The 26152-nt window shown below is 67.2% G+C and carries 15 protein-coding genes; 9 read left to right on the forward strand and 6 right to left on the reverse strand.

The genetic code is table 11. The features are described from left to right. Positions 1-36: 36 nt before the first annotated feature. Genes AKJ09_RS11610 through AKJ09_RS11630 form a run of 5 tightly spaced genes read left to right on the forward strand, consistent with a single transcriptional unit; the run spans position 37 to position 8757 of the window. A complete protein-coding gene (locus tag AKJ09_RS11610) occupies positions 37-1482 on the forward strand; it encodes an ABC1 kinase family protein (protein WP_146647260.1) in 1446 nt (481 codons plus the stop codon). After that, positions 1479-2750 carry a site-specific DNA-methyltransferase gene (locus AKJ09_RS11615; protein ID WP_146647261.1) on the forward strand — a complete coding sequence of 424 codons (1272 nt, stop codon included), beginning with the start codon at positions 1479-1481 and terminating at the stop codon, positions 2748-2750. Before AKJ09_RS11610 ends, AKJ09_RS11615 begins: the two co-directional genes overlap by 4 nt. Then, positions 2734-4983, forward strand: a complete 2250-nt coding sequence (locus AKJ09_RS11620; protein WP_146647262.1) for a lytic transglycosylase domain-containing protein — start codon at positions 2734-2736, stop codon at positions 4981-4983. Before AKJ09_RS11615 ends, AKJ09_RS11620 begins: the two co-directional genes overlap by 17 nt. Before the next feature lie 50 nt (positions 4984-5033). Then, entirely contained in the window at positions 5034-6356 is a 1323-nt protein-coding gene (locus tag AKJ09_RS11625; protein WP_146647263.1) for a hemolysin family protein, read from the forward strand. A gap of 1 nt (position 6357) precedes the next feature. After that, the gene (locus AKJ09_RS11630; RefSeq protein ID WP_146647264.1) at positions 6358-8757 is read left to right on the forward strand and encodes an MMPL family transporter; all 2400 of its coding nucleotides are present in this window, start codon (positions 6358-6360) and stop codon (positions 8755-8757) included. Here the strand turns inward: AKJ09_RS11630 and AKJ09_RS11635 are convergent. Continuing rightward, positions 8726-11137 carry a hypothetical protein gene (locus tag AKJ09_RS11635; protein WP_146647265.1) on the reverse strand — a complete coding sequence of 804 codons (2412 nt, stop codon included), beginning with the start codon at positions 11135-11137 and terminating at the stop codon, positions 8726-8728. The genes AKJ09_RS11630 and AKJ09_RS11635 overlap by 32 nt on opposite strands. 132 nt (positions 11138-11269) lie before the next feature. Here AKJ09_RS11635 and mfd point away from each other — a divergent pair, with 132 nt between their 5' ends. The 4 genes from mfd (at position 11270) to AKJ09_RS11655 (ending at position 19886) form a co-directional block, all read left to right on the forward strand. Beyond that, a complete protein-coding gene (gene mfd, locus AKJ09_RS11640) occupies positions 11270-15073 on the forward strand; it encodes a transcription-repair coupling factor (protein WP_146647266.1) in 3804 nt (1267 codons plus the stop codon). Between the two features lie 547 nt (positions 15074-15620). Next, positions 15621-17423, forward strand: coding sequence for a serine/threonine-protein kinase (locus AKJ09_RS11645; protein ID WP_146647267.1), 1803 nt, complete (start codon positions 15621-15623; stop codon positions 17421-17423). A gap of 80 nt (positions 17424-17503) precedes the next feature. Continuing rightward, positions 17504-18283 carry an outer membrane protein assembly factor BamD gene (locus AKJ09_RS11650; RefSeq protein ID WP_146647268.1) on the forward strand — a complete coding sequence of 260 codons (780 nt, stop codon included), beginning with the start codon at positions 17504-17506 and terminating at the stop codon, positions 18281-18283. 49 nt (positions 18284-18332) lie between these two features. Beyond that, the gene (locus AKJ09_RS11655; RefSeq protein ID WP_169927459.1) at positions 18333-19886 is read left to right on the forward strand and encodes a type 1 periplasmic-binding domain-containing protein; all 1554 of its coding nucleotides are present in this window, start codon (positions 18333-18335) and stop codon (positions 19884-19886) included. Between the two features lie 9 nt (positions 19887-19895). Here AKJ09_RS11655 and AKJ09_RS11660 read toward each other — a convergent pair whose 3' ends face one another. The 5 genes from AKJ09_RS11660 to AKJ09_RS11680 all read right to left on the reverse strand — a co-directional run bounded on the left by AKJ09_RS11660 (position 19896) and on the right by AKJ09_RS11680 (position 26144). Next, positions 19896-20627 carry a 2OG-Fe dioxygenase family protein gene (locus AKJ09_RS11660; protein ID WP_146647270.1) on the reverse strand — a complete coding sequence of 244 codons (732 nt, stop codon included), beginning with the start codon at positions 20625-20627 and terminating at the stop codon, positions 19896-19898. Between the two features lie 125 nt (positions 20628-20752). Beyond that, positions 20753-22621: a tetratricopeptide repeat-containing glycosyltransferase family 2 protein gene (locus AKJ09_RS11665; protein WP_169927460.1), complete on the reverse strand. Its 1869-nt coding sequence runs from the start codon at positions 22619-22621 to the stop codon at positions 20753-20755. A 110-nt stretch (positions 22622-22731) separates the two neighbouring features. Next, entirely contained in the window at positions 22732-23232 is a 501-nt protein-coding gene (locus AKJ09_RS54235) for a hypothetical protein (protein WP_205633689.1), read from the reverse strand. Further along, a complete protein-coding gene (locus AKJ09_RS11675) occupies positions 23226-24479 on the reverse strand; it encodes a serine/threonine-protein kinase (protein WP_169927461.1) in 1254 nt (417 codons plus the stop codon). Before AKJ09_RS11675 ends, AKJ09_RS54235 begins: the two co-directional genes overlap by 7 nt. 102 nt (positions 24480-24581) lie before the next feature. Continuing rightward, the gene (locus tag AKJ09_RS11680; protein ID WP_169927462.1) at positions 24582-26144 is read right to left on the reverse strand and encodes a serine/threonine protein kinase; all 1563 of its coding nucleotides are present in this window, start codon (positions 26142-26144) and stop codon (positions 24582-24584) included. Positions 26145-26152 lie beyond the last annotated feature (8 nt).

Consider the following 26152-nt stretch of genomic DNA (forward strand, 5'->3'; position numbering starts at 1 on the left):
TTCTTTCGTGGCCAGCCGTGGCAATAATCCGCCGCGATGGCGGACGACGAGAAAGCCCAGAGCGACTCTGGCGCAAAACGGGACCAGGCGAACCCGCCCAGCCGGCCCGATGCACTTCCGTCGTCGCGTTTCGGCCGCCTTGCACGCCTCGGTGCGCTTTCGACGCGCGCTCTTCCCATCGCCACCGAAGCCGTGCGCCGTGCGGCCTTCGGTAAGCGCCGTGACGAAGCGGAAGAGCTCGAAGCTCAGCGACGCGTCGTCGAGAACGCGAAGAAGACCGCGGAGGCGATGCTCAAGACCCTCGGCGAGATGAAGGGCCTTCCCCTCAAGCTCGGCCAGATGGCCTCGTACATCGACGGCCTCGCACCTCCCGGCTACGAAGAAAAATTCCAGGAGGTGCTGAAAAAACTCCAGGCCAAGGCGCCGCCGCTCTCGCGCGAAGCGGCCGTGAAGGTCGTCACGAAGGAGCTCGGTCGCCCCGAAGACGTCTTCGCCGCCTGGGAGGCCGATCCCTTCGCCGCCGCGAGCATCGGTCAGGTGCACCACGCCACGACGAAGAGTGGCGATCGCGTTGCGGTGAAGGTCCAGTACCCTGACATCGACAAAGCGATCGAGAACGACCTCAAGAGCGTCTCGCTGCTCGAGAGCATGGTGGCTCCCATCGGGCGTCGCTACCACACGAAGGAGACGCTCGACGAGATCAAGTCGGTCTTTCTCGCCGAGCTCGATTACCGGCGCGAGGCCGACAACGCCGCAGCGTTCCGAAAGATCCACGAGGGCGACGACGACATCGTCATCCCGAAGGTGTTCCACTCGCTCTCCACGCGTCGCGTGCTCACCACCGAGCTCATCGGCGGCGTCGACTACGCCACGTTCTGCGAGAACGCGACGCCCGAGGAACGCAACGCCGCGAGCGCCACGATCTGGCGCTTCATGTTCCGCGCACTCTTCAAGCACGGATGGCTCTACGCCGATCCGCATCCCGGCAATTACCGCTTCCTCGGCGGCGGGAAGATCGCGTTCCTCGATTTCGGCTGCGTGAAGGTGATGCCGCCCGATCTCGTGGCGGGCACCAAGCGGTACATCATCGCCGCGATGGACAACGACGATGCGGCGCTCGAACGCGCGTGCATCGAGTTTCTCGGCTACGACCCGTCGGATCCCGAGGCCTTCAAGCTGTACATGGACTACACGCGGCTCGTGCTCGAACCGCTGGCGCGTGACGGCCTCTACAAGCACACGCACGCGATCGCGCGCGAAGCCGTCGCCTTCCTCGTTCGGGGCGGCAAGAAGCTCATCAAGCCCAAAGAGGGCGACGTGATGCCAAACCTCCCCAAGCCCATTCACATGCCGCAGGACCACACGTTCATGAATCGACTCCAGTGGGGTCTCGCGAGCGTGATGGCGGGGATCGGTGGTGAAGGAAACTGGCGTAGACTAGCCGAGCCGTGGATTCGAGGACCGTACACGCCCGCCCCGTGAGCGGGACCGGAAGGCGCGGAGTTCCGTCCAGCGCCGTCGAACTCCGCGACGACTCCGCGCTCGCCGTCACGACGCGCCACGGGGATTCGTCCGCCTCGAACCTGCTCGTCCACGGCGACAACCTCGTGGCCCTCGAGCGGCTCGCGCGAACGCACGCCGGCATGGTCCGGTGCGTCTACCTCGATCCGCCGTTCAACACCGGCCGCTCATTTGCAGAATACACCGATTCACGAACGGCGGACGATTGGGTCGCGATGATGCGCCCGCGGCTCCGCGCGCTCTTGCCCCTTCTCGCGAAGGACGCGGCGGTGTTCGTGGAGATCGACGACACGCAGCTCGCCCATCTGCAACTCTTGATGGACGAGACGTTCGGCGCGAAGAACCGCATCAGCACGGTCACGATCGTGCGCAGCGCCACGACCGGTCACAAGGCGAAGAACCAGGGCCCGGTGCACGTCACCGACTTTCTGCTCGTCTACGCCAAGGACAAGAAGGCTTGGCGGTATCGACCGCAGATGCGCGTGCGCAGGGGGCTCGACCCGGCCTACAGCACGTGGCTCGACAATCCCGACGCGGCTCCCGAGCGCTGGAAGTTCCGTCCGCTCCGCTCCGCCGTCGCCGAGAGCCTCGACTACGCCACGTCGCGCGAGGCCTCACGCACGCTCGGTAAGCGCGAGTTCGCCGCCGCGGTGGAGCGCGTGGCCCTCGACAGCGCACGTCACGTGGTTCGCTTCGCGCAGCCGCGCTACGAGGCGATCGGAAAGGCGGCGCAGAAGACGGTCGACAAGTCGCGCGCCGCGCCCGAACGCGTGTTCGTGCTCGAGCGCGAAGGGCGTCCGCCGTTCATCGTGCGCGGCGGAAACCGGATCCTCTTTCTGGCCGACAAGGTCCGCACGATCGACGGCAAGAACGCCATCGTCGAGCCGCTCACCAACGTCTGGGACGACGTGCCCTTCCAGGGTATCGCGCGCGAAGGCGGCGTCGTGTTTTCGCGCAACAAGAAGCCCGAGCGGCTCGTCGCGCGCGTGCTCGCCATGGCCACGGACCCGGGGGACTGGGTGCTCGACCCGTTCCTCGGCAGCGGAACCACCGCCGCCGTGGCGCACAAGATGGGCCGCCGCTGGATCGGCATCGAGTCGGGCGCGCACCTCGACACGCTCTGCGTGCCGCGCCTCGAGCGCGTGGTGCAAGGGAAGGACGAGACAGGAGTGAGCAGTTCGTTCGGATTCGCGGGGGGAGGAGGCTTCGCCGTTGCGCGCATTCGTTGAGCATCGCCGTTCCTTCGCCGCCCTCGTGACGGCGGCCCTCGCATGCGCGGGCTGCCCGAGCCGTGATCCGGCCGCGGAGACACTTCTCGCCACGAAGACCAAACCCGACGCAGCGGCCACCGCCGCGTTGGAGGCCGGCAGCGAGCGCGTCGACGCCGGCGCGGACTCCGGCACGGTCGTGAGCTGGCAGGAAGCGATTCGCACCGAGCGCTGGAAAGAGGCCGACGCGGCGCTCGAGAAGCTTCCGAGCAACGAGCAGAACGCACCGGAGACGAGGCTGGCTCGTGCGCGCGTCGCGCGAATGCTCGGCAAAGACGCGCTCACCGTGCAGCTCCTCGACAAGCTCGAAGACGAGCTGCCGCTCGTGCGCGACGTCATCGCCAAGGAGCGCGCGCTCGCAGCGATGAAGGCCGGTCCGGCCGACAAGGCCGCCGAGTGGCTTGCCTCGCGTCCGTTGCCGTCGTCGTGGCTGCTCGCCGCCGAAGCGTGGGATCGCGCCGGCGAGACGGGTCGAGCACGCGCGCAGTGCGATCGGGTTCTCGCCGCCGACAAGCGCACGCGTAGTCAGGAAGAGAAGGCTCGCGCGCTCCGCCTGCGCATCGTCCGTGAGGCCAAAGACGAGCCCACACTCGCCTCGGACGCACGATGGCTCGCCATCAACGCGCTCGACTCGAAGACCGCTTCGACCGCGCAAGAGGTCGTCGATCACCTCGCGCCGGCCAAGCCGCTCACCGCCGACGAGCTCGCTACGCGCGCACGCATTCTGGCCGAAGCCGGCCGCCCCGACGATGCGCTGAAGGTCCTCGAGCGCGCGAACAACGCAAAGGGCAAGCTCTCGGAGATCGACCGCTGCCGCGGACGAGCCGAGGTGCTCTACAAGGCGCGTTCACGCTATTCGGAGGCCGCCCTCGCCTATCGCGCATGCTCGCAGCTCGGGGGCTCCCATGCGGCCGAAGACGCGTTCCTCTCTGCGCGCGCGTTCTCGCGTGCCGATCGCGACGCCGATGCGCTGCCCGCATTCGCGGCGGTGATGCAACGTCACCCGAAGACCACGTGGGCCGAGCAGGCCGAGTTCCACATCGCACGCACCCATGCTCTCGCGGGTCGCTGGCGTGAAGCGGCCACGGCGTTCGATCTCTACGCCACGCACTGGGGAGCCACCGCGCGCGAGAAGAAGGAAGCCGACCGCTACCGGGCCCTCGTCCACTTGATGGCGCAGGATCACAAGATCGCGCGACGTCTCTTGGAAGATCTCGCGGGCGGCGAAAGCGACTCCATCGCGCAGGCGCGCTGGATCAATCTGGCGGCCCTCGCAGCGTTGCGCGACGGCGATCGCCTGCACGCGGTGTCACGCTGGGCCGAAGTCGCGCGGACGCGTCCGCTGAGCTGGCCCGCGCTCGTGGCGCGCGCGCGTCTCCAATCGCAGGCGGCACCGCTTCCGCCGGTCATCGAGCCGAGCGACGCCGGGAGCGAACCCGCACCGCTCGACGTCTCGTTGCCGCCGCCGGTGGACATGCTTCATCGCATCGGCCTCGACGGCGACGCGGAAGAAACCCTTCGCGAGCGCGAGACCGCCGTGGCCGCCCGCGCGCCCGGTCGTGGAACGGAGGCCTTGTGCCGGGTGTACGCGGCGCTCGATCGTGGCAAGCGTCGCTACCAGCTCTCGCGTGACGTGCCTGGCCAACTCCTCACCGCGGCGCCGGGTCCGAAGAATCGCTGGGCCTGGGACTGCGCCTTCCCTCGCCCGCACGAGGCACACGTGACGGCCGAGGCGACCGAGAGGAAGCTGCCGTCGTCGCTGCTCTGGGCGGTCATGCGCCAGGAGAGTGCATTCGATCCGGAGGTCGTCTCGCCCGCACGCGCGGTCGGCCTGCTGCAGCTCATGCCCGAAACGGCGCGCGCCGTGGCAAATGCCGCCGGTTTGCCACACGAGGAAGGTTGGCTCGTTCGCCCCGGTCACAACGTGACACTCGGCGCGCGCTACCTGCGTGAGCTGCTCGACAAGCTCAACGGCAACACGTCGCTCGCCACAGGCGCCTACAACGCCGGCCCGGAAGCCATCACGCGCTGGGAAAACCGTGCGAAGGGCGGCACGCTCGACGTTTTCGTCGAGATGATCCCGTTCCTCGAGACGCGCGGCTACGTCGTGCGCGTCATGGGAAATCTAGCGCGATACGGCTATCTTTCCGGCGGAGAAGCCGGGGTTCCCGAGATCGCGCTCGACCTGAAATAGTCGATCCGTAGCCGAATTTCGGCGGCTGTTTTAGAGTCCCGCCCAGAAACTTGCTCGGGCTCCTCTTCGCCGCGGTCTTCATCGCACTGAACGGCTTCTTCGTCGCGGCGGAATTTGCGCTGGTGAAGGTGAGCGCGACGCTCGCGCACACCAAGAAGCAGCCCCGCGAGGATCCACGTATCGGCCGCGCTCGCGAGGTCGTCTCGCGTATCGACCGCTACCTTTCCGTGACGCAGTTCGGCATCACGCTGGCGAGCCTCGGGCTCGGTTGGATCGGCGAGCCGGCGATCGAGACGCTCGTTGACAACGCGGCGCGCAGCGTCCTCGGCCACGAACCTGGCCGCGCGGTGCACGTCGGCATCGTCGCCGTGGCCTTCGGGATCCTGACCTTCAGCCACGTGCTCTTCGGCGAGCTCGTGCCGAAGCTCGTGGCCATCCAGCGATCCGACGAGGTCGCCTACGGCTCCGCGCGCTTCCTCCAGCTCATCTATATCGCGTTCCAGCCGCTGCTCTGGATCCTGGAGCGCGCGACGCGACTCATCCTGCGCGCCATGGGCATGAGCGCCGACGCCGCGAGCGAAGGCACGCTCTCCGAAGACGAGCTCATCGGCATTCTCGCGGCGAGCGCCGCGCGGAGCCCCGGCGGAAAGAGCCGCGCCGAGCTCTTCGAACGCGTCGTTCATTTCGCGCAGCGCACCGCGCGCCACGCCATGGTGCCTCGCGTCGACGTCTTCACCCTGCCGATCGGAACCACCGGCGAAGAGGCCGTTCGCGAGCTTCGCACGCACCAGTATTCACGCGTCCTCCTCACCAAGGAGAAGAGCGTCGACGAGGTTGCCGGCTACCTCTACGCGAAGGACTTCCTGCTCGATCCGGCCAACGCCCAGCTGCCTTCGCTCGACTCGGTGCGACGCGAGATCATCTTCGTTCCGGAGACGCAGGGCCTGCTCGATGTGCTCCGCCAGATGCAGCAGTCGCAGATCCCCATCGCGGTCGTCGTCGACGAATACGGCGGCACCAGCGGCATCGTCACGATGGAAGACCTGCTCGAAGAGATCGTCGGCGAGATCCGTGACGAGCTCGACGTCGAAGCGGCGCGCATCGCCAAAGTGCCGAACGACGAGCACGCCTGGGACGTCGACGCGCGCGCCACGCTCGAAGAGCTTCGCAGCATCGGCGTACACACCGACGAAGAGGAATGGGCGGAGACGGTCGGAACCGCGGTCCTCGAGCGCCTCGGTCGGATTCCGCGCATCGGTGACAAGGTCGACCTCGGTCCCGATGCCACCGTCGAGATCACGAGCGTCAGCCGACGCCGCATCATGCGCGTTCGCGTGCGCGTGAAGCCCGCTCCGCTGAGCACGGACCAGTGAAATGAGATATGCGCGCGTCGCCGCCGTCATCCTGACGGTGCTGTCGATATTCCTCGTCACGCGATTGCGTCTGTCGCGGGACCTCACGGAGCTCTTTCCGGCCACCGCCGAGGCCTCGGCGCTCGCACGTGTCACGCGCGTGTTCGGTGGCGGCGACGTGGCTCTCGTCTTGCTCGAGGGTGACGACCCGGCCGAGGTCGAACGCGCGGCGAACGCTGCCACCGAGAACCTGCGCAAGTGCGATGTCGTCGCCCAGGTCGTGACGGGGCCGCCGGCGCCGAAACCGACCGAAGCGCCCGATCCGACGGCGGCGTGGCGGTGGGCGGGCCCCATCGCACGCGAGAAGCTCGCGCAGGCCGTGACCGAAGAAGGCATGCGCGAACGACTTCGCGACACGCGTGCCTTGCTGCTCGCTCCGGGTTCGAGCGACGTGGCACCCATCGTCACGCGTGATCCGCTGCGCTTGTCGATGATCCCCTGGGAAGGACGCATCGAGCTCGCGGCGGGTGCGCGAGGCACGCCGGGCGGCGCGTTCGTGACCGAAGACGGCCACACGCGATTGCTCGTCGTCGAGCCCCGAGGTCGAGCCTTCGAGTCCGGCGCTGCCGCGAAGTTCACCCGCGAAGCGGAAGAGGCGCTCGACACCGCGAGGAAGGCACACCCGAAGGTCTCCGTGCGGCTCACCGGTGGTCACGTCATCGCCAAAGAGACAGAGACGATGATGCGCGGCGACCTCGAGAAGAGCGGCGTGCTCTCGATGGTCCTCGCGTCCGTCGTGTTCGTGCTGACCTTCCGTCGACCGCGCGCACTCGTCGCCGTTCTACCTCCGCTCGCCGCCGGCACGCTGTGGACGACGGCGCTGGCTGCACTCATCTATCCGCATCTGTCGGCCATCGCGACGGCCTTCGCGGCGGTCGTGGTCGGCGTGGGCGTCGACACGGGCGTGCATGTCTACGGCCGCCTCTTGTCGGCACGACGCGAAGGGCACGGACCGGAGCGCGCGGCGGACATCGCGTTTCGCGAGACCTATCGGCCCACGCTCGGCGCGGCGCTCGCAGCCGGTGGAGCCTTCGGTTGCCTCGCCCTCTCGGACATCCAGGGCATGCGCCAGCTCGGCGTGCTCTGCGCCGTCGGTGAGGTGCTGACGGCCGTGGCCATTCTCCTCGTCGTGCCCGTCGTGGGCTGCTGGCTCGAACGCGGAGCACCGCCTCCCGCGCGAAAGCTCGATTTCGTGGCGAAGCTCACCGCAACGAGGCCTCGCGCGCTGCTCGCGCTGGCGGCCGCCGTGGCGTGTGTGGCCGTTTCACTCGCGCTCGGCCCGCCGAAGCTCGATCACGGCGTGGTGGCGCTCGACGCCAAGACGCTTCCTGCGCTCGCCACCTACGAGAGAATCTATTCGGCCTTCGGCGGCACGCGTGGGCAGCTCGTCGCGGTGTCGAGCGATGCCGACGAGAGCCGCGCGCGAGCACGTGCCGATGCCGTGGCGGAAGTCGCCGAGAAGCTCACCGCGGCGGGCGTCATCGCGGGCTTCGATGCGCTCGGAACGATCGCGCCGTCGGAAGCCGCGCAGCGCGCACGCCTCGCCGAGCGCGACAAGCTCGATTTGCCCGCGAAACGAGCCTTGCTCGAACGCATGCTGCGCGAAGAGGGCTTCTCCACCGACGCCTTCGAGCCGGCTCTCGCGGCATTCGCCCATCCGACCGAGCAGGTGTCGGGCGAGTCCCCGGCGGCGGCCGCGGGCATGGATTGGCTCGTTCGCCGCCATCTCGGCAAAGACGAGCACGGCGCGATCGCCGTCACCTACGTCCGCCTCACGAAAGATCCCGCCCAGGACGCCATGGCGCGCGCCTCGATCCGCGCCGCCGATCCTGAAGCCGTGCTGACCGGCTACGCAGACCTGGAAGGCTCGCTGAAGACCACGCTCTCGGAAGATCTCCCGCGCGTGCTCTTCGCTGCCATGGGCATGGTCCTCGTCGTGCTCGCGTTCTCGCTCAAGCGCCCGCTCGCGATCGCACTCGCTGTCGCCGTGCTCGTCGTCGAGATCGCGATCGTGCTGCTCGCTTCGCGGCTCGTCGGGGCGCGCTGGCACGTCTACGACGCGCTCGTGCTGCCCGTCCTGCTCGGAATCACACTCGACGAAGCGCTCTTCCTGCTCGAGGCCGCCAAGCACCACAGCATCGACGACGCGCTCGCCGAACAAGCCCCCCTCGCCTCCGCCACGGCGCTCACCACCGCGGCGGGGTTCGGTGCCCTCGTCGTGTGTCGCTTCGGAGGGCTCGTCGATGTCGGGAAAATCGGGGCGCTAGGCTCGGCCGTCGGCCTCGTCTGCGCCCTCGTGGTGATCCCGGCGGGTCTTCGCGTGCTCGCGACTACTTCACGCCCTGCGCGCAGAACCCGTTGATGCACTGATTCGACTTGTCGCAACAGTCGGCCGAGGTCGTGCACTTCTCCTGGATGCCCGAGCACGAGTTGGCGGGCGGCGCGTTCGTGCAAACGAGCTTGGTCTCGTCCGCGTTGGGCTGACAGAAGCCGTTGCAGCACTGGTCGCCGGTGCTGCAGTCCTCACCGTCCGACTTGCACGGGTCGAGCACCCAGAAGCCGCGCGAGTTACCGGCCAGGATTTCCTGCGCCGGAAGGTAGAACGCCGGGTGACTCGGGTCGCTATTGGCGGCCGCACCGAGATCGATCGCGGCGACCCACAGCTTCTTGACGGCGCCCTGATTGAGGTCGGTGGTGTCGTAATCCGGCGGCCAGCTCTGCCAAGGCGTGGCGGTGAGCTGGTTGCCGTACGCGCGGCGACTCGTGAACACGACCCATGCGCGACCACCGACAGCGATCGGAAGGACGGTAGGCTCGTAGTGCAGCGTGGAGTCGTCGAGGTTCGTCTCGTCGTACGAGCTCCGCGGGTCGGTCGCCGTTCCAGCGCCGTGGTTGTTCGGCAGCTTCGGCAAGTAGAGCGCCCCGCTGGTCTTGCCGTTGAGCGCGTCCAGACGCACGGGCGTCGCGCCGTCGGCGAGCGAGACCCACCAGATCTCGCTACGCGCACCGTCGCGCGTGACCATGACGCTGTCGCTCTGGCTCGGGCGAACCTCGGTCTCGTAGATGATGCCGCTGTTGTCCGGCAAGAAGGACGGGAAGCCGATGCGCTCGCCAGCCGCCGGCGTCACGATCGTCTTGAGGTTCGTGAACGCGTGCGTGGCGGCGTCGTAGTCGGCAACGACGAGCGCGCCGTGAACGTCCTTGGTGGCGCCGGTCGCGTCGATGTACGCCACCTTCTTGTCATCGGGCGAGAACACGGGATAGCCCGCAGCGACGTTGTTGGGCAGGCCGCTCATCGGTGCAGTGGTCGGCGTCGCACCGAACTGCCAGAACGAGCTCTTGGCCGTGTTGTTCGAGGCGCCGGAGATACCCGGGTTGCTCGACGACGGATCGACCGAGTTCGTGAGCGCGAAGGAGCCGTCCTGCGTCATCGCGGCCCAGGCGAACACGCCCTCGTTGGCGAGCTGGACGCTCGAGTTCGGAACGTCGGCTGCGCTGAGGTCGTAGAGGAAGCTGCGTCCGTTGCCGGGCGTCCCCTGCTCGGCCTGGGTGACGAGCCAGCGACCGCGCGACGACACCACGTGGCACACGCGGCAGCCGCTGTTGTCGGCCGGGTTGCCATTTCCGTCCTTGGGGCTGTCTTTACCGACGACGAGCTGCGGACCGAGCTGACCCGAGCGGATGCCGAGAATCGCGGCGCCGATCGCGTGACCCTTCTTGTCGAGGGCCGTCCAGTTCTTCACGAGCTGCGTGCCGTACGAGTTGTAATAGACGGTGCCCGACAGGCGCGCCGGCGCGACGTTCCACGTCTGGACGATGGGGCCGTAGGCCTGCGTGCCCTTCGCGACCGTGAGCTTCACGGTGAGCCGATCGGGCGTACCGTCGGGCAGCTTGCCGCCAGCACTGTTCGTGGCGATGTCCCAGATGTCCTGAGGGATCGGATGGCGCGTGAATTTGGTGCTCGGCAGAATCGCGGGACGTCCGAACGTGCCGGAGTAGGTGAAGGAGCCGCTCGACGTGGAGAGCTCGATCTTGATGGCGTCGGCGTCGCCCGTCGTCCAGCGCCACATGAGGAGCGGCGCGAGCTGGCCGCGCGGGAAGAAGGTCTTGTCGTAGGGGTAGAGCAGACCGAGGTTCTGACCACTTCCGTCCTGCGGCGATCCGAGGGCCGAGATGATGGCCGGGTCGGTGACGGCACCGCCCAGACCTTCACCACCGACACCACCGACTCCGCCGCCCGCCTTGAGGTCGTCGGGCGACTTGGGGATCTGCCCGCTCTCGCCCGGCGCATTCGGGTCGGCGCCGTTCTGGGTGCTGACGACCTTCACGAAGACCTGGCGCGTGACGATGCGACCGTTGAGGCCCGCGCTGATCGTGGCGAGGCCGCCGCTCGTGCCCTTCGGCGTGAAGATCGACGAAGTCGACGGTCCCTTCGGGATCGCCCCGATGTCACCGCGGTCGATTGACCAGCCGACGGCGATCGGCTGACCGTTGAGCGTCGCTTTGTATTCGACCGTCGGCGCCGGCTGCCCGGTCGTCACGGTGATGGTCTGGAGATCAGCCGGGGTGACGTCGAAGGGCTGCGCGTTCGGATCGACCGAGCCGTCGTTGTCGAACCCATTGGGCCCACCCGGCGGGTTTGCGCCGTTGCCCGGGTCTTCGTCACTGCCGCACGCAGCGGCTGCCGCCGCAGCAAGAATGGAGAAGCAAAACACACCCGTAAGTCTTCGAAGCGCCGCCATGCTTCGAGAATACACGGCCGAGGTCACTCTCCCAGAGCTCGACGGAACGAGGCCGTGGGCGCCGATGTACGCGCATGGCAGCAGCCCGGCTTGCGGTGCCGAACGCCTCCGAACTAGAAGAAGCGTTCGCCCATGCCGAACGAGCTTCGAGCCAGCATTTCCGAGCGAACGGGCAAGTCGGCCGATGCGCTCGCTCAGCCTGCACCTGAGCTCGATCCGCTCCCGCCGGTCCTGCCGCCCGAGGGTGTGACGATTTCGCGACTCGCCGAAATCGCGCAGCTCGTGAACGGCAAAGGGCGCAAGCGAATCGATGTTGCAGGCGTTCGCGGAAGCGCCGACGCAGCCCTCGTGGCGACGCTCGCGAAGGGCAACGGGCCTCCGGTGGTCGTCGTCGCCGAGGACCTCGATGCAGCGCGCAGGCTCGCGGGCGACGTTCGCTTCCTGCTCGGTCGGCCGGCTCCTGCCGAGCAAGCGCTCGACGGAACCGACGAGCTCGCGTCGGACGACGACGTGCTCCTGCTCGCCACCGCCGAGTCGTCCCCCTTCGCCGACGTGAATCCCGATCGGCGCGCAGCGATGAGCCGCATGGCCACGCTCGGCCACCTCGCGAAGGACCGCCCCTTCCGCGTGCTCGTGGTCGCGGCCACGGCTCTCGCGCGCAAGCTCGTGCCGCGCAAGGTGGTGGCGGCACACACGCGGCGTGTCGTGTTCGAAGACGAACTCGATCGTGACGACCTCGTTCGCGCGCTCACCGAGAGCGGCTACATCCGCGTTCCGGTCGTCGAAGATCCCGGCTCGTTCGCCGTCCGCGGGTCGATCCTCGACCTGTGGCCACCGGGAGCGGAAGGTCCCTCGCGCGTCGAGCTCTATGGCGATCTCGTGGTGGCCCTCAAGCCCTTCGACGCCACCGAACAGACCACGCGTGGCGAGGGGAACGTCAAAGAGCTGTGGCTCCCTCCGGCACGCGAAGCCATTCTCGCGAAAGCGCATGTCGATCGCGCGCGCGAGACGATCGCCGGCCTGGCCGACAAGATCGACTGGCCGACCACGAAGACGCGCGCGCTCATCGAAGACGTCACGACGGGTCGCGCGTTCTTCGGCGCCGACGCGTATCTGCCCGCGTATTACGAGGGCCTCGCGTCACTCGACGAATATCTGCCCGAGGGCGCGCCCATCGTCCTCGCCTCGCCGCCGTCGATTACCCGCGCCGTGCGCGAAGAGCTCGATCGGGCGAAGGAAGACGCTTCGGCAAAATCGACCGGCCCCTACTTCGGCCTCGACACGCTGATTCGCGGCGAAGACGAGATCCTCGCCGATCTCGCCGGTCGCACCGTGGTCACGCTCCACGGCGCCGCCGTGCTCGGCAGTGAGGAAGGCGCGGTCACCACCGAAGGCGAAGAAGACGACCGCGCGACCACCGGGCTCGCAGCCTACGAGGTCACGCTATCGCCGCTTCACCTCGCCGCCTCCGACCACGACGATCTCACGCGCGCCGTGAAAGCCGCGCGCTCCGGCAAAGGACGCACCGGCACACTCGGCCCCGTCTCCCGGCGCATTCACCACTTCCGCGACAGCGGCCTTCGCGTCTTTCTGACGGCACGCGCGCAGACGCAGGCCGAACGCCTTTCGCAGCTGCTCACGCACCTCGGCGTTCGCTGCCGCGTGCGAGCCTCGCGCTTCGATCCCGCGTGGCTCACGGAGACGCGCTCAATCGACGACGAAATCGACGCGCAGATCGTCGTCGGGCCCCTCGGCCGCGGCGTCACCATGCCCGGCGAGGGCTTCGTCGTCGTCACCGAAGAAGAGATCTTCGGCGGGCGCGCTCACCGCGCCCGTGAAAAGAAGGCGCGCGACAACGCCAGACCGTTCATCGAAGACCTCCGCAGCCTCAACGTCGGCGACTTCATCGTCCACGTCGAGCACGGCATCGGGCGCTACCTCGGGCTCGTCCACAAAGACGTGGGCGGCCTCAAAGTCGATTTGCTCGTCGTCGAATATGCCGGCGGCGACAAGCTTTATCTCCCCGTTTATCGACTGAATCAGATTCAGAAGTTCTCGGGCGGAGAAGCCGCTGAGCCGAAGATCGACCGACTCGGCGGATCGACCTTCGCGAAGACGAAGGCGCGGGTGAAGAAGGAGGTCCGGCAGATGGCCGACGAGCTCCTCCGCCTCTACGCCGAGCGCCAGGCGCAGCCAGGAATCGCGATTCCCGCGGCCGACGACGACTACCGCGCCTTCGAGGCCACCTTCCCGTTCGACGAGACGGACGACCAGGCGCGCGCCATCGAGGAGGTCAACAAGGACCTCGAATTGGCTCGCCCGATGGACCGCCTCGTCTGCGGCGACGTTGGATTCGGCAAAACGGAAGTTGCCATTCGCGCGGCATTCCGAATGGCTATGAGCGGCAGGCAAGTTGCCGTTCTCTGCCCCACCACGGTCCTCGCGCAACAGCACTTCCGCACCTTCGAATCGCGCATGGGCGACTACCCCATCACGATCAAGGCGCTGAGCCGCTTCCAGAGCAAGAAGGAGCAAGACGACACGCTGGCCTCGCTGAAAGAAGGCAAGGTCGATGTCGTCATCGGAACGCACCGCCTGCTTTCGAAGGACATCCACTTCAAGCAGCTCGGTCTTCTCGTCGTCGACGAAGAGCAGCGCTTCGGCGTCACGCACAAGGAGCGCATCAAGTCTCTGCGTACGCAGGTCGACGTGCTCACGCTCAGCGCCACGCCCATTCCGCGAACGCTCCAGATGGCGGTGAGCGGCATCCGCGACCTCTCGCTCATCACCACGCCGCCCGTCGATCGCCGCGCCGTCCGCACGTTCGTCACGCGCATGGACGACCTCGTGCTCAAAGAAGCGATCGGCCGTGAGCTCTCGCGCGGCGGGCAGGTCTTCTACGTCTACAACCGCATCGAGGGCATCTATGAGAAGGCCCAGCGCGTCCAGCAGCTCTTCCCCGACGCACGCATCGCCGTGGCTCACGGCCAGATGGCCGGCGCGAAGACCTCCGGGGCGTCGAAAGAGGCCGGCGAGACGGCGCTCGAGAAGACGATGCTCGACTTCGTGGAAGGCCGCCACGACGTGCTCGTGGCCACGGCCATCGTCGAAAGCGGCCTCGACATTCCGCGCGCGAACACCATCGTCATCGATCGCGCGGACCTCTTCGGCCTCTCGCAGCTCTACCAGCTCCGTGGCCGCGTCGGCCGTTCGAAGGAGCGCGCGTACTGCTACCTGATCGTGCCCCCGCCGAACGCCATGACCGACGAAGCCCGGGCTCGCATCGAAGCACTCGAGCGGCATACCGAGCTCGGAAGCGGCTTCAAGATCGCGAGCCTCGACCTCGAGCTCCGCGGCGCCGGCGACCTCCTCGGCGCAGAACAGTCCGGCAGCGTGGCAAGCGTCGGTCTCGATCTGTTCTGCTCCATGCTCGACGAAGCGGTGCACGAGCTCCGTGGAGAGCCGGTCATCCACGACGTGGACCCCGAGCTGTCGTTCGACGTCACCGCGCTCCTGCCGGACGACTACGTCTCCGACGTCGGCATTCGCCTCTCGCTCTACAAGCGACTCGCCGGCGCCATCGACGAAGCGCAGGTCGGCGACATCGCGGTGGAGATGGAAGACCGCTTCGGAGCGCCGCCCCCGGAGGCCAAGTGCCTCGTGCGCCTCATGACACTGAAGTGCGAGCTCCGAAAGATGCGCGTGCTCGGCTGCGAGGCGAATGCCAAGAGCGTCACGCTCCATCTCCGTGAGGACACTCCGCTCGATCCCAAGAAGATCTTGGATCTCGTGAAGGCACCTCGGAGCCCCTACAAGATCACACCGGACATGCGCCTCACGCGCCGCTTCGAGCCCACACGGGAACAGACGGGCGACGGGCTCGCCAACTGCGAGACGGTGCTCGGCGAGCTCTCTCGCTGCTGGAAAGACGGCTGACGAGCTCGCACGGGCGCTCATCACGCCAAGTTCGCGAAATGGCGTGACGAAAGCGACGGAGGCCTCACCACGGGGCGTCCGCTCGCAGAAGTGCACTCCACACTCACATCGACCGACCGGTCGACGACGACGACGATTCGCGTGCCAGCATCGACGCGTCGAAGAGAATTTGCGGCCACGCGATGACAGTTCGGATTCGGACAGCGCACTTCGCGAAGTGGATTAACCGACTCCACTCTTCGTCTCGACTGGAGATAGTACGGATAGGAGGCGGAAGCGGCCCGTCCGGGGTCAGATGCGCAGCATCCGCGTCCGAAGCGACGATGGACCGCGGCGCTCACGCGAAATCGCCCCTTCTTACAGGCTCTTTCTACGTACTTCCGGCGATGACTTCGCGCGTTGGCGCTCGAGGTGCGCGCCGGAGAACACGTCCCCCCGCGTCAACCACGACATGCGAGGACGCATGTCACATGTTTTTAATGAAACCGCCGTAGCAATTAACGGCGAATACCTTTCTTTGAATCGACTCGGTCGATAGGATGAATGAATGGGCAGGTCGCCGTACGATCGCCATTCGCTGGAAGAGCCGACGAGCGGAGTCATCTCGTCCGTGGTTCCCGAGTCTGGTCCTTCGCAGTCGCTGCGCGCGGATGCGATCGCGCCTGGCGAGGTGATCGCCGACAAATACGTCGTCGAACGCGTGATCGGAGTCGGCGGCGTGGCGATCGTCGTCGCCGCTCGCCATGTCGAGCTCGAAGAGACCGTCGCGATCAAGATCCTCCAGCCCGAGCTGCAGACGCGGAAAGAGATCATGCAGCGCTTCGCCCGCGAGGCGAAGGCGGCCGTGCGCATCAAGAGCGAGTACGCCGCCCGCGTCTTCGACGTCGGCGTCGCCAGGGGCCGTGGTCCCTACCTCGTCATGGAGTATCTCGAGGGCCTCGACCTCGGACACTACCTGGGCAGCCACGGGCCGCTCCCGATCAAGCGCGCCGTCGAATACGTCATGCAGGCGTGCGAGGCGCTGGCCGTCGCGCACGTGAACGGCATCGTCCACCGCGACATCAAGCCCGAGAATCTCTTCCTCGCTCGCCGCGGCGACGGCACCGAGATCATCAAGGTCCTCGACTTCGGCATCTCCAAAGCGGCCCTCACGAGCTCCGTCTTCGGATTGCCGGACGACGCGCTGAAGACCCAAGAGCTGATGGGCACGCCGCTCTACATGTCACCGGAACAGATCCGGGAGACGTCGACGGTGGACCGGCGCGCGGACATCTGGTCGCTCGGCGTCGTTCTCTACGAGCTCATCACCGGCGAGCTCGCCTTCTCGGGTGAGGCCATCACGAAGATCTGCGCGGACGTCCTCGAGAAGGATCCGCCGCCGCTCTCGCGCTACGTCGTCGACTTGCCCGACGGTTTGCAGTCGGTCGTGAGCCGGTGTCTCGCCAAAGACCCCGAACGGCGCTTCCAGAACGTGGCCGAGCTCGCCATCGCACTGCTGCCGTTCGGGCCGAGCCGCGCGCGCATCCTTGCCGAGCGATCCAGCACCATCCTACGCGCGGCCGGTCACGTCGACGGCGGCGTGATGGTGAAGTTCCACAGCAGCGCGCCGCCGCCTCCGCTGCTCCCTGGTGCGAGCCCTTCGGACAATCCCGACGCAGCTGCCCTCCGAAGCCCGCGGGTGCCGTCGATGTCGACGCTGCCCGGTATGCAGCACCTGACGAATCCCGAGGCGCTGAACTCGATCGCCATCGAAGGTCGACGCACGCGGCGAATCGTGACCTTCGCGAGCATCATCGTGCTCGCGTTCGCGGGCATCGCCACCTTCGCCGTGGTGTCGAATCGACGCGCAGCCGTCGTCACGCCGGCGCCTGTCGCAGATCGGCCCATCGCGGTCGTGACCGACCCGCCTGGAGCGCGCGTCGAGTGGGAAGGCAAGCTGCTCGGAGAGACGCCCCTGTCGACGACGCTCCCCGTCGGCATTCACAGCCTGAAGCTCACGCACGAGGGCTACGCGCCGGAGACGCTCTCGGTCACGGTGTCGCCCAACGATGCCGAGGGTCGCAAGGCCCAGCTCACGATGTCGAAGGTGGATGCCGCCGCGTCGGCGAAGGCGTCGGCCGCGCCGGCCAAGGAAGCCAGCAAACCTCCCGCTGTACGCCCGGGCGCGCCGGCGAACGTGAACGCGTCGTTGCCGCGCATCGCCACGTCGTCCGTAGGCGCCGCGCCTCCCCCGCCGGGCGCGGTGGCCGACGTGACGGGCCAATCGAGTGCCAAGGCGTCCGCAGCGCCGGCGCCGAAGCACGTGAAGGTCATTGGCGAAAAGAAAACGAACGTCGTCGTCGTCGAATAACGCGCTCGTCTCCATCGACATCCCCGTCTCCGACTCTTCGCAATTCGATGAATGCGATTCGCACCAGCGAGGCAGGTGTAATGAAGAACATGTTGCTTTTGGCGGCCGCGCTGACCGTCGTGTCCGTGCCGGCCATCGCAAACGCCCAGTCGCCCACGACACCGGCCGCGGACGAACAGACCGCTCAGACGCTCTCCGATCAGGCCTACGAGGCCTACGAGAAGGGCGACTTCTCGAAGGCGATCTCGCAATACCTCGAGTCCTACAAACTCGTGCCTACCGCGGAGATTCTCTACAACATCGCGAGCATCTACGAAAAAAAGCTAAACGACCCGAAGCTCGCCATCGAATACTACCGTCGTCACAACGCGGCGACGGATGCGAAAGCGGAGTTGGTCGGTAAAGCCACTTCGCGAATCGCCGCGCTGCAGGCGCAGATCGACAACCCGAACGGTTCGAAATCGGACCTCAAGACTCTGCCCGAAAGCTCGGGGAAGCACGAATCGGGCTCGGGCAGCACACTCAAGACGATCGGCATCGTCACCGGAACGATCGGCATCGTCGGACTCGGCGTGGGCGCCGTGACCGGGGTCATGGCGAGCGGCAAGCACGGCGACGCCAAGGACGCGGGCTGCTCCGGTTCGACGTGCCCCACCGAAGACGCGCGTGACAAGGAAAAGTCCGCGGCGGACATGGCGACCATCTCGACGATCACCTTCATTGCCGGCGGCGCGCTCCTCGCAGGCGGCATCATCATGTACTTGGCCGCGCCCAAGGAGAACAGCACCTCGCGTGCCTTCCGCGTCGCCCCGCAAGTCGACATGCATGGCGGGGGCCTCTCCGTCCTCGGCCGCTTCTAGTCGGCGCCGTTCGCGTTCGAGCCCTCCTTTCCCTTTTCACGGCGAGACCATGCACATTCTTCGATCCCTCGCGCTGGGCACCTCGGTCGTCACGACCATCCTCATCGCAGGCTGCAGCAGCATTCTCGGCATCGAGTCCAACCCCAGCTTGGACTCGGACGCGAGCACCACCGGCGGCGCGATCGGCTGCGTTGGCACCGTGTACGTGCGCATCGCGAGCGACTTCTCCGGAACGGCGACCGACATCGCCATCCCGCACTTCTGGGGCGTCTACGATCACCTGCGCGAGCTGAACGAGACGGGCGGCATCGGCGGCTGCAACATCGATCTCGACGTCAAGGACAACAACTACACACCAGCCAAGACGACCGAGGTCGTCGACAACTGGCGCAAGACGGACCCGCACTGGGCGGACGTCAACACGCTCTTCATCTTCGGCACCGGGCCGACGACGGCCGCTGGCCCGCAGCTCATGTCCGAGAAGAAGATCGTCATCCCCGGCTCCTATGCCGGATTGCTCGCCTCTCCCACTCCCGTGAACAAAGATGTCACGTACAACGTCCTCAACGCGCAGTATCAGTCGGCGAACTTCAACGAGCACAAGACCAGCACCGGCTGGCCCTACGTCTTCTTCCCCGCCACGGACTACGGCACGGCCATTCGACTCGCGATCCAGGCCGCTTGGAGACTCCAGCCCGGACGCATGGCGTTCGCACACGAGACGGCCGACAAGTGCGCTTACTGCGTCGAGCCGCTCGCCGCAGGCGCATCGTTCATGCCGTCGCTCCAAGGCATGAGCCTCGGCCGCGATCTCATCATTCCCCAGACGTCGAGCGAGGCCGACGCACCGAAGATCCACGACGCCGTCGTTGCCTACTTCACCGACGCAGTGAACGGCGAGATTGCCCACTTCAAGAGCGCCAACGCAACCTCGTGGACGTACGAGCCGGTCACCTGGCTCTGGTCCGGTAACAGCGTGTTCGCTTCGGCCATTCTCGGCAAAGAAGTCGCTGCCATCCAGAAGCAAATCGACGCCGACCCCGCGGTGCAGGCGATCCTCGCCGCGAACAAGACGAAGTGGAAGCTTCGCATCATGGCGAACAACTGGGGCATCGGCGAGACCACCACCACGATCTGCGGCGCCGACTGCAAAGGTGACTTCTTCTACGGTCTCTTCCCGGTGCCGAAGTATGCCGACCTCCAGAACAGCTCGGGTATGGGCAACCTGATTGGCCTCCACGAGACGTACGCTCGGAAGGACGCAGCGACCCCGCCGAAGGCGCCCATCACGCCTCGCAAGCCGACGGACTACCAGGACGTGCGCTACGTCCAGGGCTACGCCGCGGCTGTCATGTGGGAAAAGGCGATGCTCCGCGCGATCGAGAAGGGGTCGAAGAACCCGGCCGGCGAGGACCTCAAGAATGCGTTCGAGTCCTTCACGCAGATGGACATGAACGGCATGACGGCAGGCCCCATCTCCTTCACGCCCACCGACCACCGCCCCCAGTCGAACGAATCGATCTACCGCATCGACGAGAACGGCCAGCTCGCGTTCGTAGACAGGTATTCGCTGGCGCTCGTCTCGGAATGGCTCGGATACTGACGCGCCGTCTCACGCACGACGGAACGTCACGACGAGCACGTCACGATACGCGAGCTTCTCGGGGTGGAGCCGCGAGAGCGCCGTGACGCCGTGGAAGACGCGATCGTCATCCACGAGCGCCACATCCATCGGCTGCGTCAGCGTGAAGCTTCCGATGGGACGATGAGCGACGTCTTCCATCATCGTCTTACCGCTCGCGATGTTCTCGCGCTTCACGAGCATCACCATCACCCAGTCGACACCGTCGCGGTGCATGCCTTCGGGCGTGGGTTTGCCTTCGTGATCGGGGCTCGTCTCGATGCGGAACTGGTGGACCTCGACGTGCCAGACGGGCGGGCGCGTCTCCTCGGGGGTAAGGCCGTCGAAGAGGCGGTGGCACGTTGTCAGGATGGCCTGCATCGCGGGATGCTCCGCGACTTCGTCGGTGATGGGCTCGAACCAGCGCGCCACGCCTCCGTTCAGCGGGTTGTAGTCGCGGCTCTGGTAGTGCGGCTGATGCGCTTTTCGAGCGAGACCATCCGAGGAGGAGGCAAACGCCGCGAAGCGACGCCGTCGATACCGGCCACCATCGGCCATGAACGTGTCGACGCCCAGGTCGTTCCACGTCTCCGCGAAGGCTTCCCAATCGCGCAGCCCCGCGGCCTCGAGAATGGGGCGAATGCCCTCGGCCTGGACGAACGAGAACCCGTCACGCGAGAGCGCGTTTGCGAGGCCGGTAGGACCGAAGAGCTCGGGATGCATGGAGTGCGTATCCCGAACCCTACTACTGCCTGCGGGCGGCACAACAAGGCGATCGCGGCCGCGTTCATCTGGAGCTGAGCAGCAATGCTTCGACGCCCCCTCACGGCCGGGCTCCTGCCTTCGCTTCACGGCGTGGCGTACGGGAGACGCGCTCGGTGTTTGTCGACGCGAGCAACCGCTTCGCGGAACGCACGCGCGTGTGGCCGGCTGGCACGAGCCTCCGCGAGAACTTCGCCGGCGAGCGCTTTCGCGCCGATCTTCGAGAGCGCTTCCTTCGTGCGTCGGAGCACGCGCACCGAAGCGTCGCCCGCGCGGACCCGCTGGAGGAGAAGCTTCGCGGCCGCATCGAAGTCTCCACGCTCGAAGGCCACGAGGCCGATGACCTCCGCCCCTTCGGGTTCGGTCGCGCAATCGAGGGCGATTCGCAGTGCGCTCATGGGCTCACCCGCCTCGTAGACGTGCAGCGCGTGGAGGGCGGCACGCTCGGACGGCCGCCCAGGCAGGCTGCGAACCAGATCCTCGACGACGGCGTCGGCCCTGTGCGAAAGTGCAATCTGCAACCAATCCATCAAGAGCCACGCGAGCTCACGCGGAGCGGGCCTCTCGCCGAAGAGGCACTCGGCGACGACAGCGGCGCGCTCGGGCAAGAAGAAAAGGGCGTCGGCGACGAGCTTCTCGTCTCGCCGCTCGAGGCCGACGAGGAACCGATGCACGGCTGCACTGTCGCCGAAGCTCGTGAGGACTTCGCGCGCTTCGACGATCCGCCCGAGACGAGCGAGCGCATACGAGTAGTGCTCGTTGCGAAGGCCATGACGATCGCCGATGGCCGCCGCCGCAGACCACGCGCGTACGCGAACGAGCCCACCGATCGTCGCCGCCAAGACCGACGGAGCACCGTCCGTATCCTTCGCTGCAATCGCCCAGGCTCGTGGCCCCGGATGGATGCGCTCGGCCACCTTCACGAGCGCATCGGCAATCGCTGCGTCGGCCGGGAATCGGCGCACGGCACGAACGAGCAGATCGTACGCTTGGCGCGCCGAACCGAGCTCTGCGAGCGCATTGGCGCGAAGCACGAGCGTTGCCTCGACCCGCCGGGCCACGTCACCTTCGACCCGACTCGGCAGCTTCTCGAGCTGCTCGACGCATCCGAGCGCCGTCTCCGGATCGCCATCGCGAACGGCGAGGTCACCGAGCAGAAAGAGCGAAGGCACGCGTCCGAGCTTCACGCCGGTCCCGAATTTCGCAGCGTCCCACGCGGCGCCGAAGGCACGTTCCGCCACGCGAATGGCCGCCAGCTGACTCGCCGACCAGCCTGCAAGCACGTGCTCCGGACTTCGCGTCACGACCCGCTCGAACCAGATCGCGGCGCGCCCATAGTCACCGGCGATGGCGAGCTCGAGGCCGAGGTAGTGCCAGTGGCGCGGATCGGCGGGCGAGGCTTCGTGCGCGGCCATCGTCAGGCGGAGATTGCGCTCGAACCGGCCCTTGCGTTGATTCTCCGCTGCGGTGTAGCCGCGATGCACGATGGGCAGCTCGGCGTCTTCGAGTGTGCCTCCGGCGCGAAGGATCGAACCTTCGACGTCCTCGTGGATTCGATTCTCGTACGCATAGCCGTGGCCGTTGCGAACGATGCGCGTCGACGAGACACGCTGCTGGAGCCGACCGGCGTCGTCGACGCAGCGGACGGGAATGCGAACCCCTCCGGCGTTCGATTTTTCGAGGACCTCGGCGACGCCGTCGATGAACGCAGGCGTGACGGCTTCGTCCGCGTCGAGCACGAGCATCCATGCGGCCCTCGCATGCGCGAAGGCGAAGTTACGAGCTGCCGAGAAGTCGTCGACCCACGCGAACGAGACGACGCGCGCGCCATGTTCGAGCGCGATCTCCACCGTGCGATCCGTGGAGCCCGTGTCGACGACGACGAGCTCGGCATCGAGCCCCGCGAGGCTCGCGAGCGCGCGACCGAGGTTCAGCTCCTCGTTCTTGACGATCATGCACACCGACAAGAGGGGTCGGTCGATCGTGGGTGCGGGCGTGTGCATGACGATCCATCGGAACGACGGATCGCCATGAAGCTTGAGGTGCGCGAATCAGACGACGCCGCTCAGGGCGTTCCGCCTTGGTCGCGGCACTGCTTTTCCAGACTGTTCACGATGGCCGCCGGCTGCCTGCTGGCGCGCGCAGTTCGCGCTCGAATGCACACGGCGGGATCGCTCCTCGGCGGCGTGGGCGTGGGCGCCGGGGGAGGCGTGGGCGTGGGCGCCGGCGTTGGAGGAGGCGTGGGCGTGGGCGTGGGCGCCGGAGGAGGCGTAGGGTGCGGCGTGGGGGTCGGTGCCGGCGTCGGCGGCGGAGTCGGCGTCGGATTCACCGTGGGCTTCGGCGCCGGCCCCGGAGCAGGCTGAGGTTTCACAGCCGGCCCCGCGTTGAGGGGCGGAGCTTCCGTCGGCACCGGAGCAATCGTCGGCGCGGCCGTCGCCGGCACGGTCGGAGCCGCCGTCGGCGTGACCTGCGTGGACAGCCCCGCGTCGAACTCCATCGGGACGGGATCCTTCGAACCGCCACCGAGCGCGCCGGTTCCGAGGAGGATCGCGCCGATGCTCAGCACCGCGACGAGGCCCGCAGCGCCGAGGATAAGGCCCTTGTTGCTACCCTGACGGGACGCAGGCGGCGGCGCGTGAGGAACGCCTCCGTACGCGGGCGCAGGCGGGGGGCACCATAGGGAGACGATGCCTGCGCGACCATCGGCGCGGCAGCCATCCCCGGCGACGTTCCTCCGGCCGGCGAGCCGTACGCGGGCGGCGCAGGACTCGCTCCGAACCCCGGCGGGAACGCGAGCGGCTCCCCCATCTGGGTCTTCCCCTTCTGCGGGTCGGCGCCCATCGCAGGGGGCGCTCCGTAGGCAGGAGGCGGCGCACCGTAGGCGGGTGCATCTTGCACGGTCGGCTGGCGACGCGCGATCTCCGGGCCGTCTGCCGGCGCGGTTCCCGTGAAGCGATCGAGGAAGTCGTTCACGGACGCGAAGCGCTGATCGGGACTCTTCGCGAGCGCGCGCATGATCGCGCCGCGCATCGACTCCGGCAGGGCTGCGCCGTTGGGCGTGGCTTCGAGCGCCTTGGGCGCCGCGGTCATGTGCAGCGTGGCCCACTCCCAGGCCGTCTTCGCCTCGAAGGGAAGCTGGCCGGTGAGCATCTCGTAGCCCATCACGCCGAGTGAATAGATGTCCGAGCGGACGTCGAGCGGCTGGCCCGTGAACTGCTCCGGGCTCATGTAGGGCGGGGTTCCGAGGACCATGCCCTGCTGCGTGAGCTTCGCCTCGTTGCGGTCTTCCTCGCCGCTACGCTTGGCGATACCGAAGTCGAGGACTTTGACGAAGTCCTTCTGACCCGCGCGATCCGTGAGGATCACGTTGTCGGGCTTCAGGTCGCGATGGATGATCCCCTTGCTGTGGGCTTCCGCGAGGGAGCCGCAAATCTGCGTGAGGACCTTCTGCACGCGCGCGGCAGCCATGGCCCCGCCCTTCTCGAGCACCGTCGCGATGCTCTCGCCCTGGACGAACTCCATGACGATGAAGAGCAGGCCGTCTTCGGTGGTACCGAAGTCGAAGACCTGGACCGTGTTCGGGTGCTCGAGCCCGGCGAGCGTCCCGACCTCACGGTGGAAGCGCTCGCGGATCTGCGGATCGCGCGAGAGGTGGCTGTGCAAGGTCTTGATGGCGACCTTGCGCACCGTCGGGCCGAGCGATTGTTCGCCGACGTAGACGGCTCCCATGCCGCCTTCGCCGAGAAGCTTCACGACCTTGTACTTGCCGTGGAGCACGCGACCGACGAGCGGGTCCACCACGTCCCTCGGCATCGGCGCACCGCACGTCGAACAAAACGGAGGATTGCCTTCGATGAAGCTATGACACGACGGGCATTGCATCGATTCGTCAGTCTCCGACGCGAGCGATTCGCCTCAGGGCGTGCCGCCCGCCGCCCGGCACTTGGCCTCGAGCGAGTTCACGATGGCAGCCGGCTGCTTGCTCACCTTGGCCGTGCGCGCCTGGATGCAAACCGGCGGGTCGACCTTCTGCGTAGGCTGCGGCGTCGGAACGGGCGTCGGAGTCTTGTTTCCGCCCGGCTTCGTGGCTCCACCACCCGCAGGTTGCGTGGCCGCCTTGGCCTGCGGCGTCTCGAGCGGCGCGGCGACAGTGGGCGCCTCGAGCGGCGCGGCGCTGGCCGTGTCGGTGGGCGTTGCCGCCGCCGTCGTCGCGCTCGCCGTGGCCGTCGCCGTCGCGTTCATGTCGGTGAGCGAGGTGGTCACGGGCGTCGGCGTCGACTTCTTGCCGGAGAGCATGGCGATGCCACCGCCGCCGAGGAGCAGCACGGCGAGAACGCCGAGGCCGATGACGAGTCCGTTTCCGCCCTTCTTCGCGGGCGCGTTCGGCGAAGCCGGCGGCGGCCCCGCGAATGACGGCGAAGGAGCGTTCCCGTATTGCGGCGAACTTCCGGCGGGAGGCCCGCCACCCATCATGGGCTGCGCCATCTCCGTCTTCGCGCGTCCCACGCCGCCGCTCATCGGAGCAGCGGCGTCCATCGCGGGCACGGCTTCCGTCTTCCCGGCGGCCGCCTGCGCGGACGCTCCGGCGCTCACGGGCGTGTTGCCGGTGAAGGCATCGATGAACTCGCGCACGCTGACGAAGCGCTCTTCCTTGTTCTTGGCGAGCGCCTTCATGATCGCCGCCTTCTGGGCGGCCGGGACGTTCGAGCCGAGGGGCTGACGCTCGAGCGGCGTCGGCATCTCGGTCATGTGTTTCGACGCCCACTCCCACGCCGTGTTCGCCTCGAACGGCAGGCGCGCGGTGAGCATCTCGTACGCCATCACGCCGAGCGCGTAGATGTCCGAGCGGACGTCGATGGGCTGACCGGTGAACTGCTCCGGGCTCATGTAGGGCGGGGTTCCGAGAACCATGCCCTGCTGCGTGAGCTTCGCCTCGTTCGGATCGTGTTCGTTCGAGCGCTTGGCGATGCCGAAGTCGAGGACCTCGACCCAGTCCTTCTGGCCGGCGCGCTCGCAGAGGACGACGTTGTCGGGCTTGAGATCGCGGTGGATGATGCCGTGGCCGTGCGCCTCCTCGAGCGAGCCGCACACCTGCTTCATGATGTGCTCGACGCGCGACGGCTGCATCGGGCCGTCCTTCTCGAGGATGTCGGCGACGCTCCGTCCCTGGACGAACTCCATGACGATGTAGAGCGTGCCGTCATCCATCTTGCCGTAGTCGAACACCTGGATCGTGTTGGGGTGTTCGAGAGCGGCGACGGTTCCAGCCTCACGGTCGAAGCGGGCCTGGATGCTCGGATCGTGTGAGAGGTGCTTGTGAAGCGTCTTGAGCGCGACCTTTCGCGCCGTGGACCCGAGTTGTTGCTCGGCGAGGTACACGCAGCCCATGCCGCCCTCGCCAAGCTGCTTCACGACCTTGTACTTGCCAGCAATCGTCGCGCCGACGAGCGGATCCTGCCCAACATCGCCCTGAGTCATCGCCAGAA

The organism is Labilithrix luteola (genome assembly GCF_001263205.1).
GTDB lineage: Bacteria > Myxococcota_A > Polyangia > Polyangiales > Polyangiaceae > Labilithrix > Labilithrix luteola.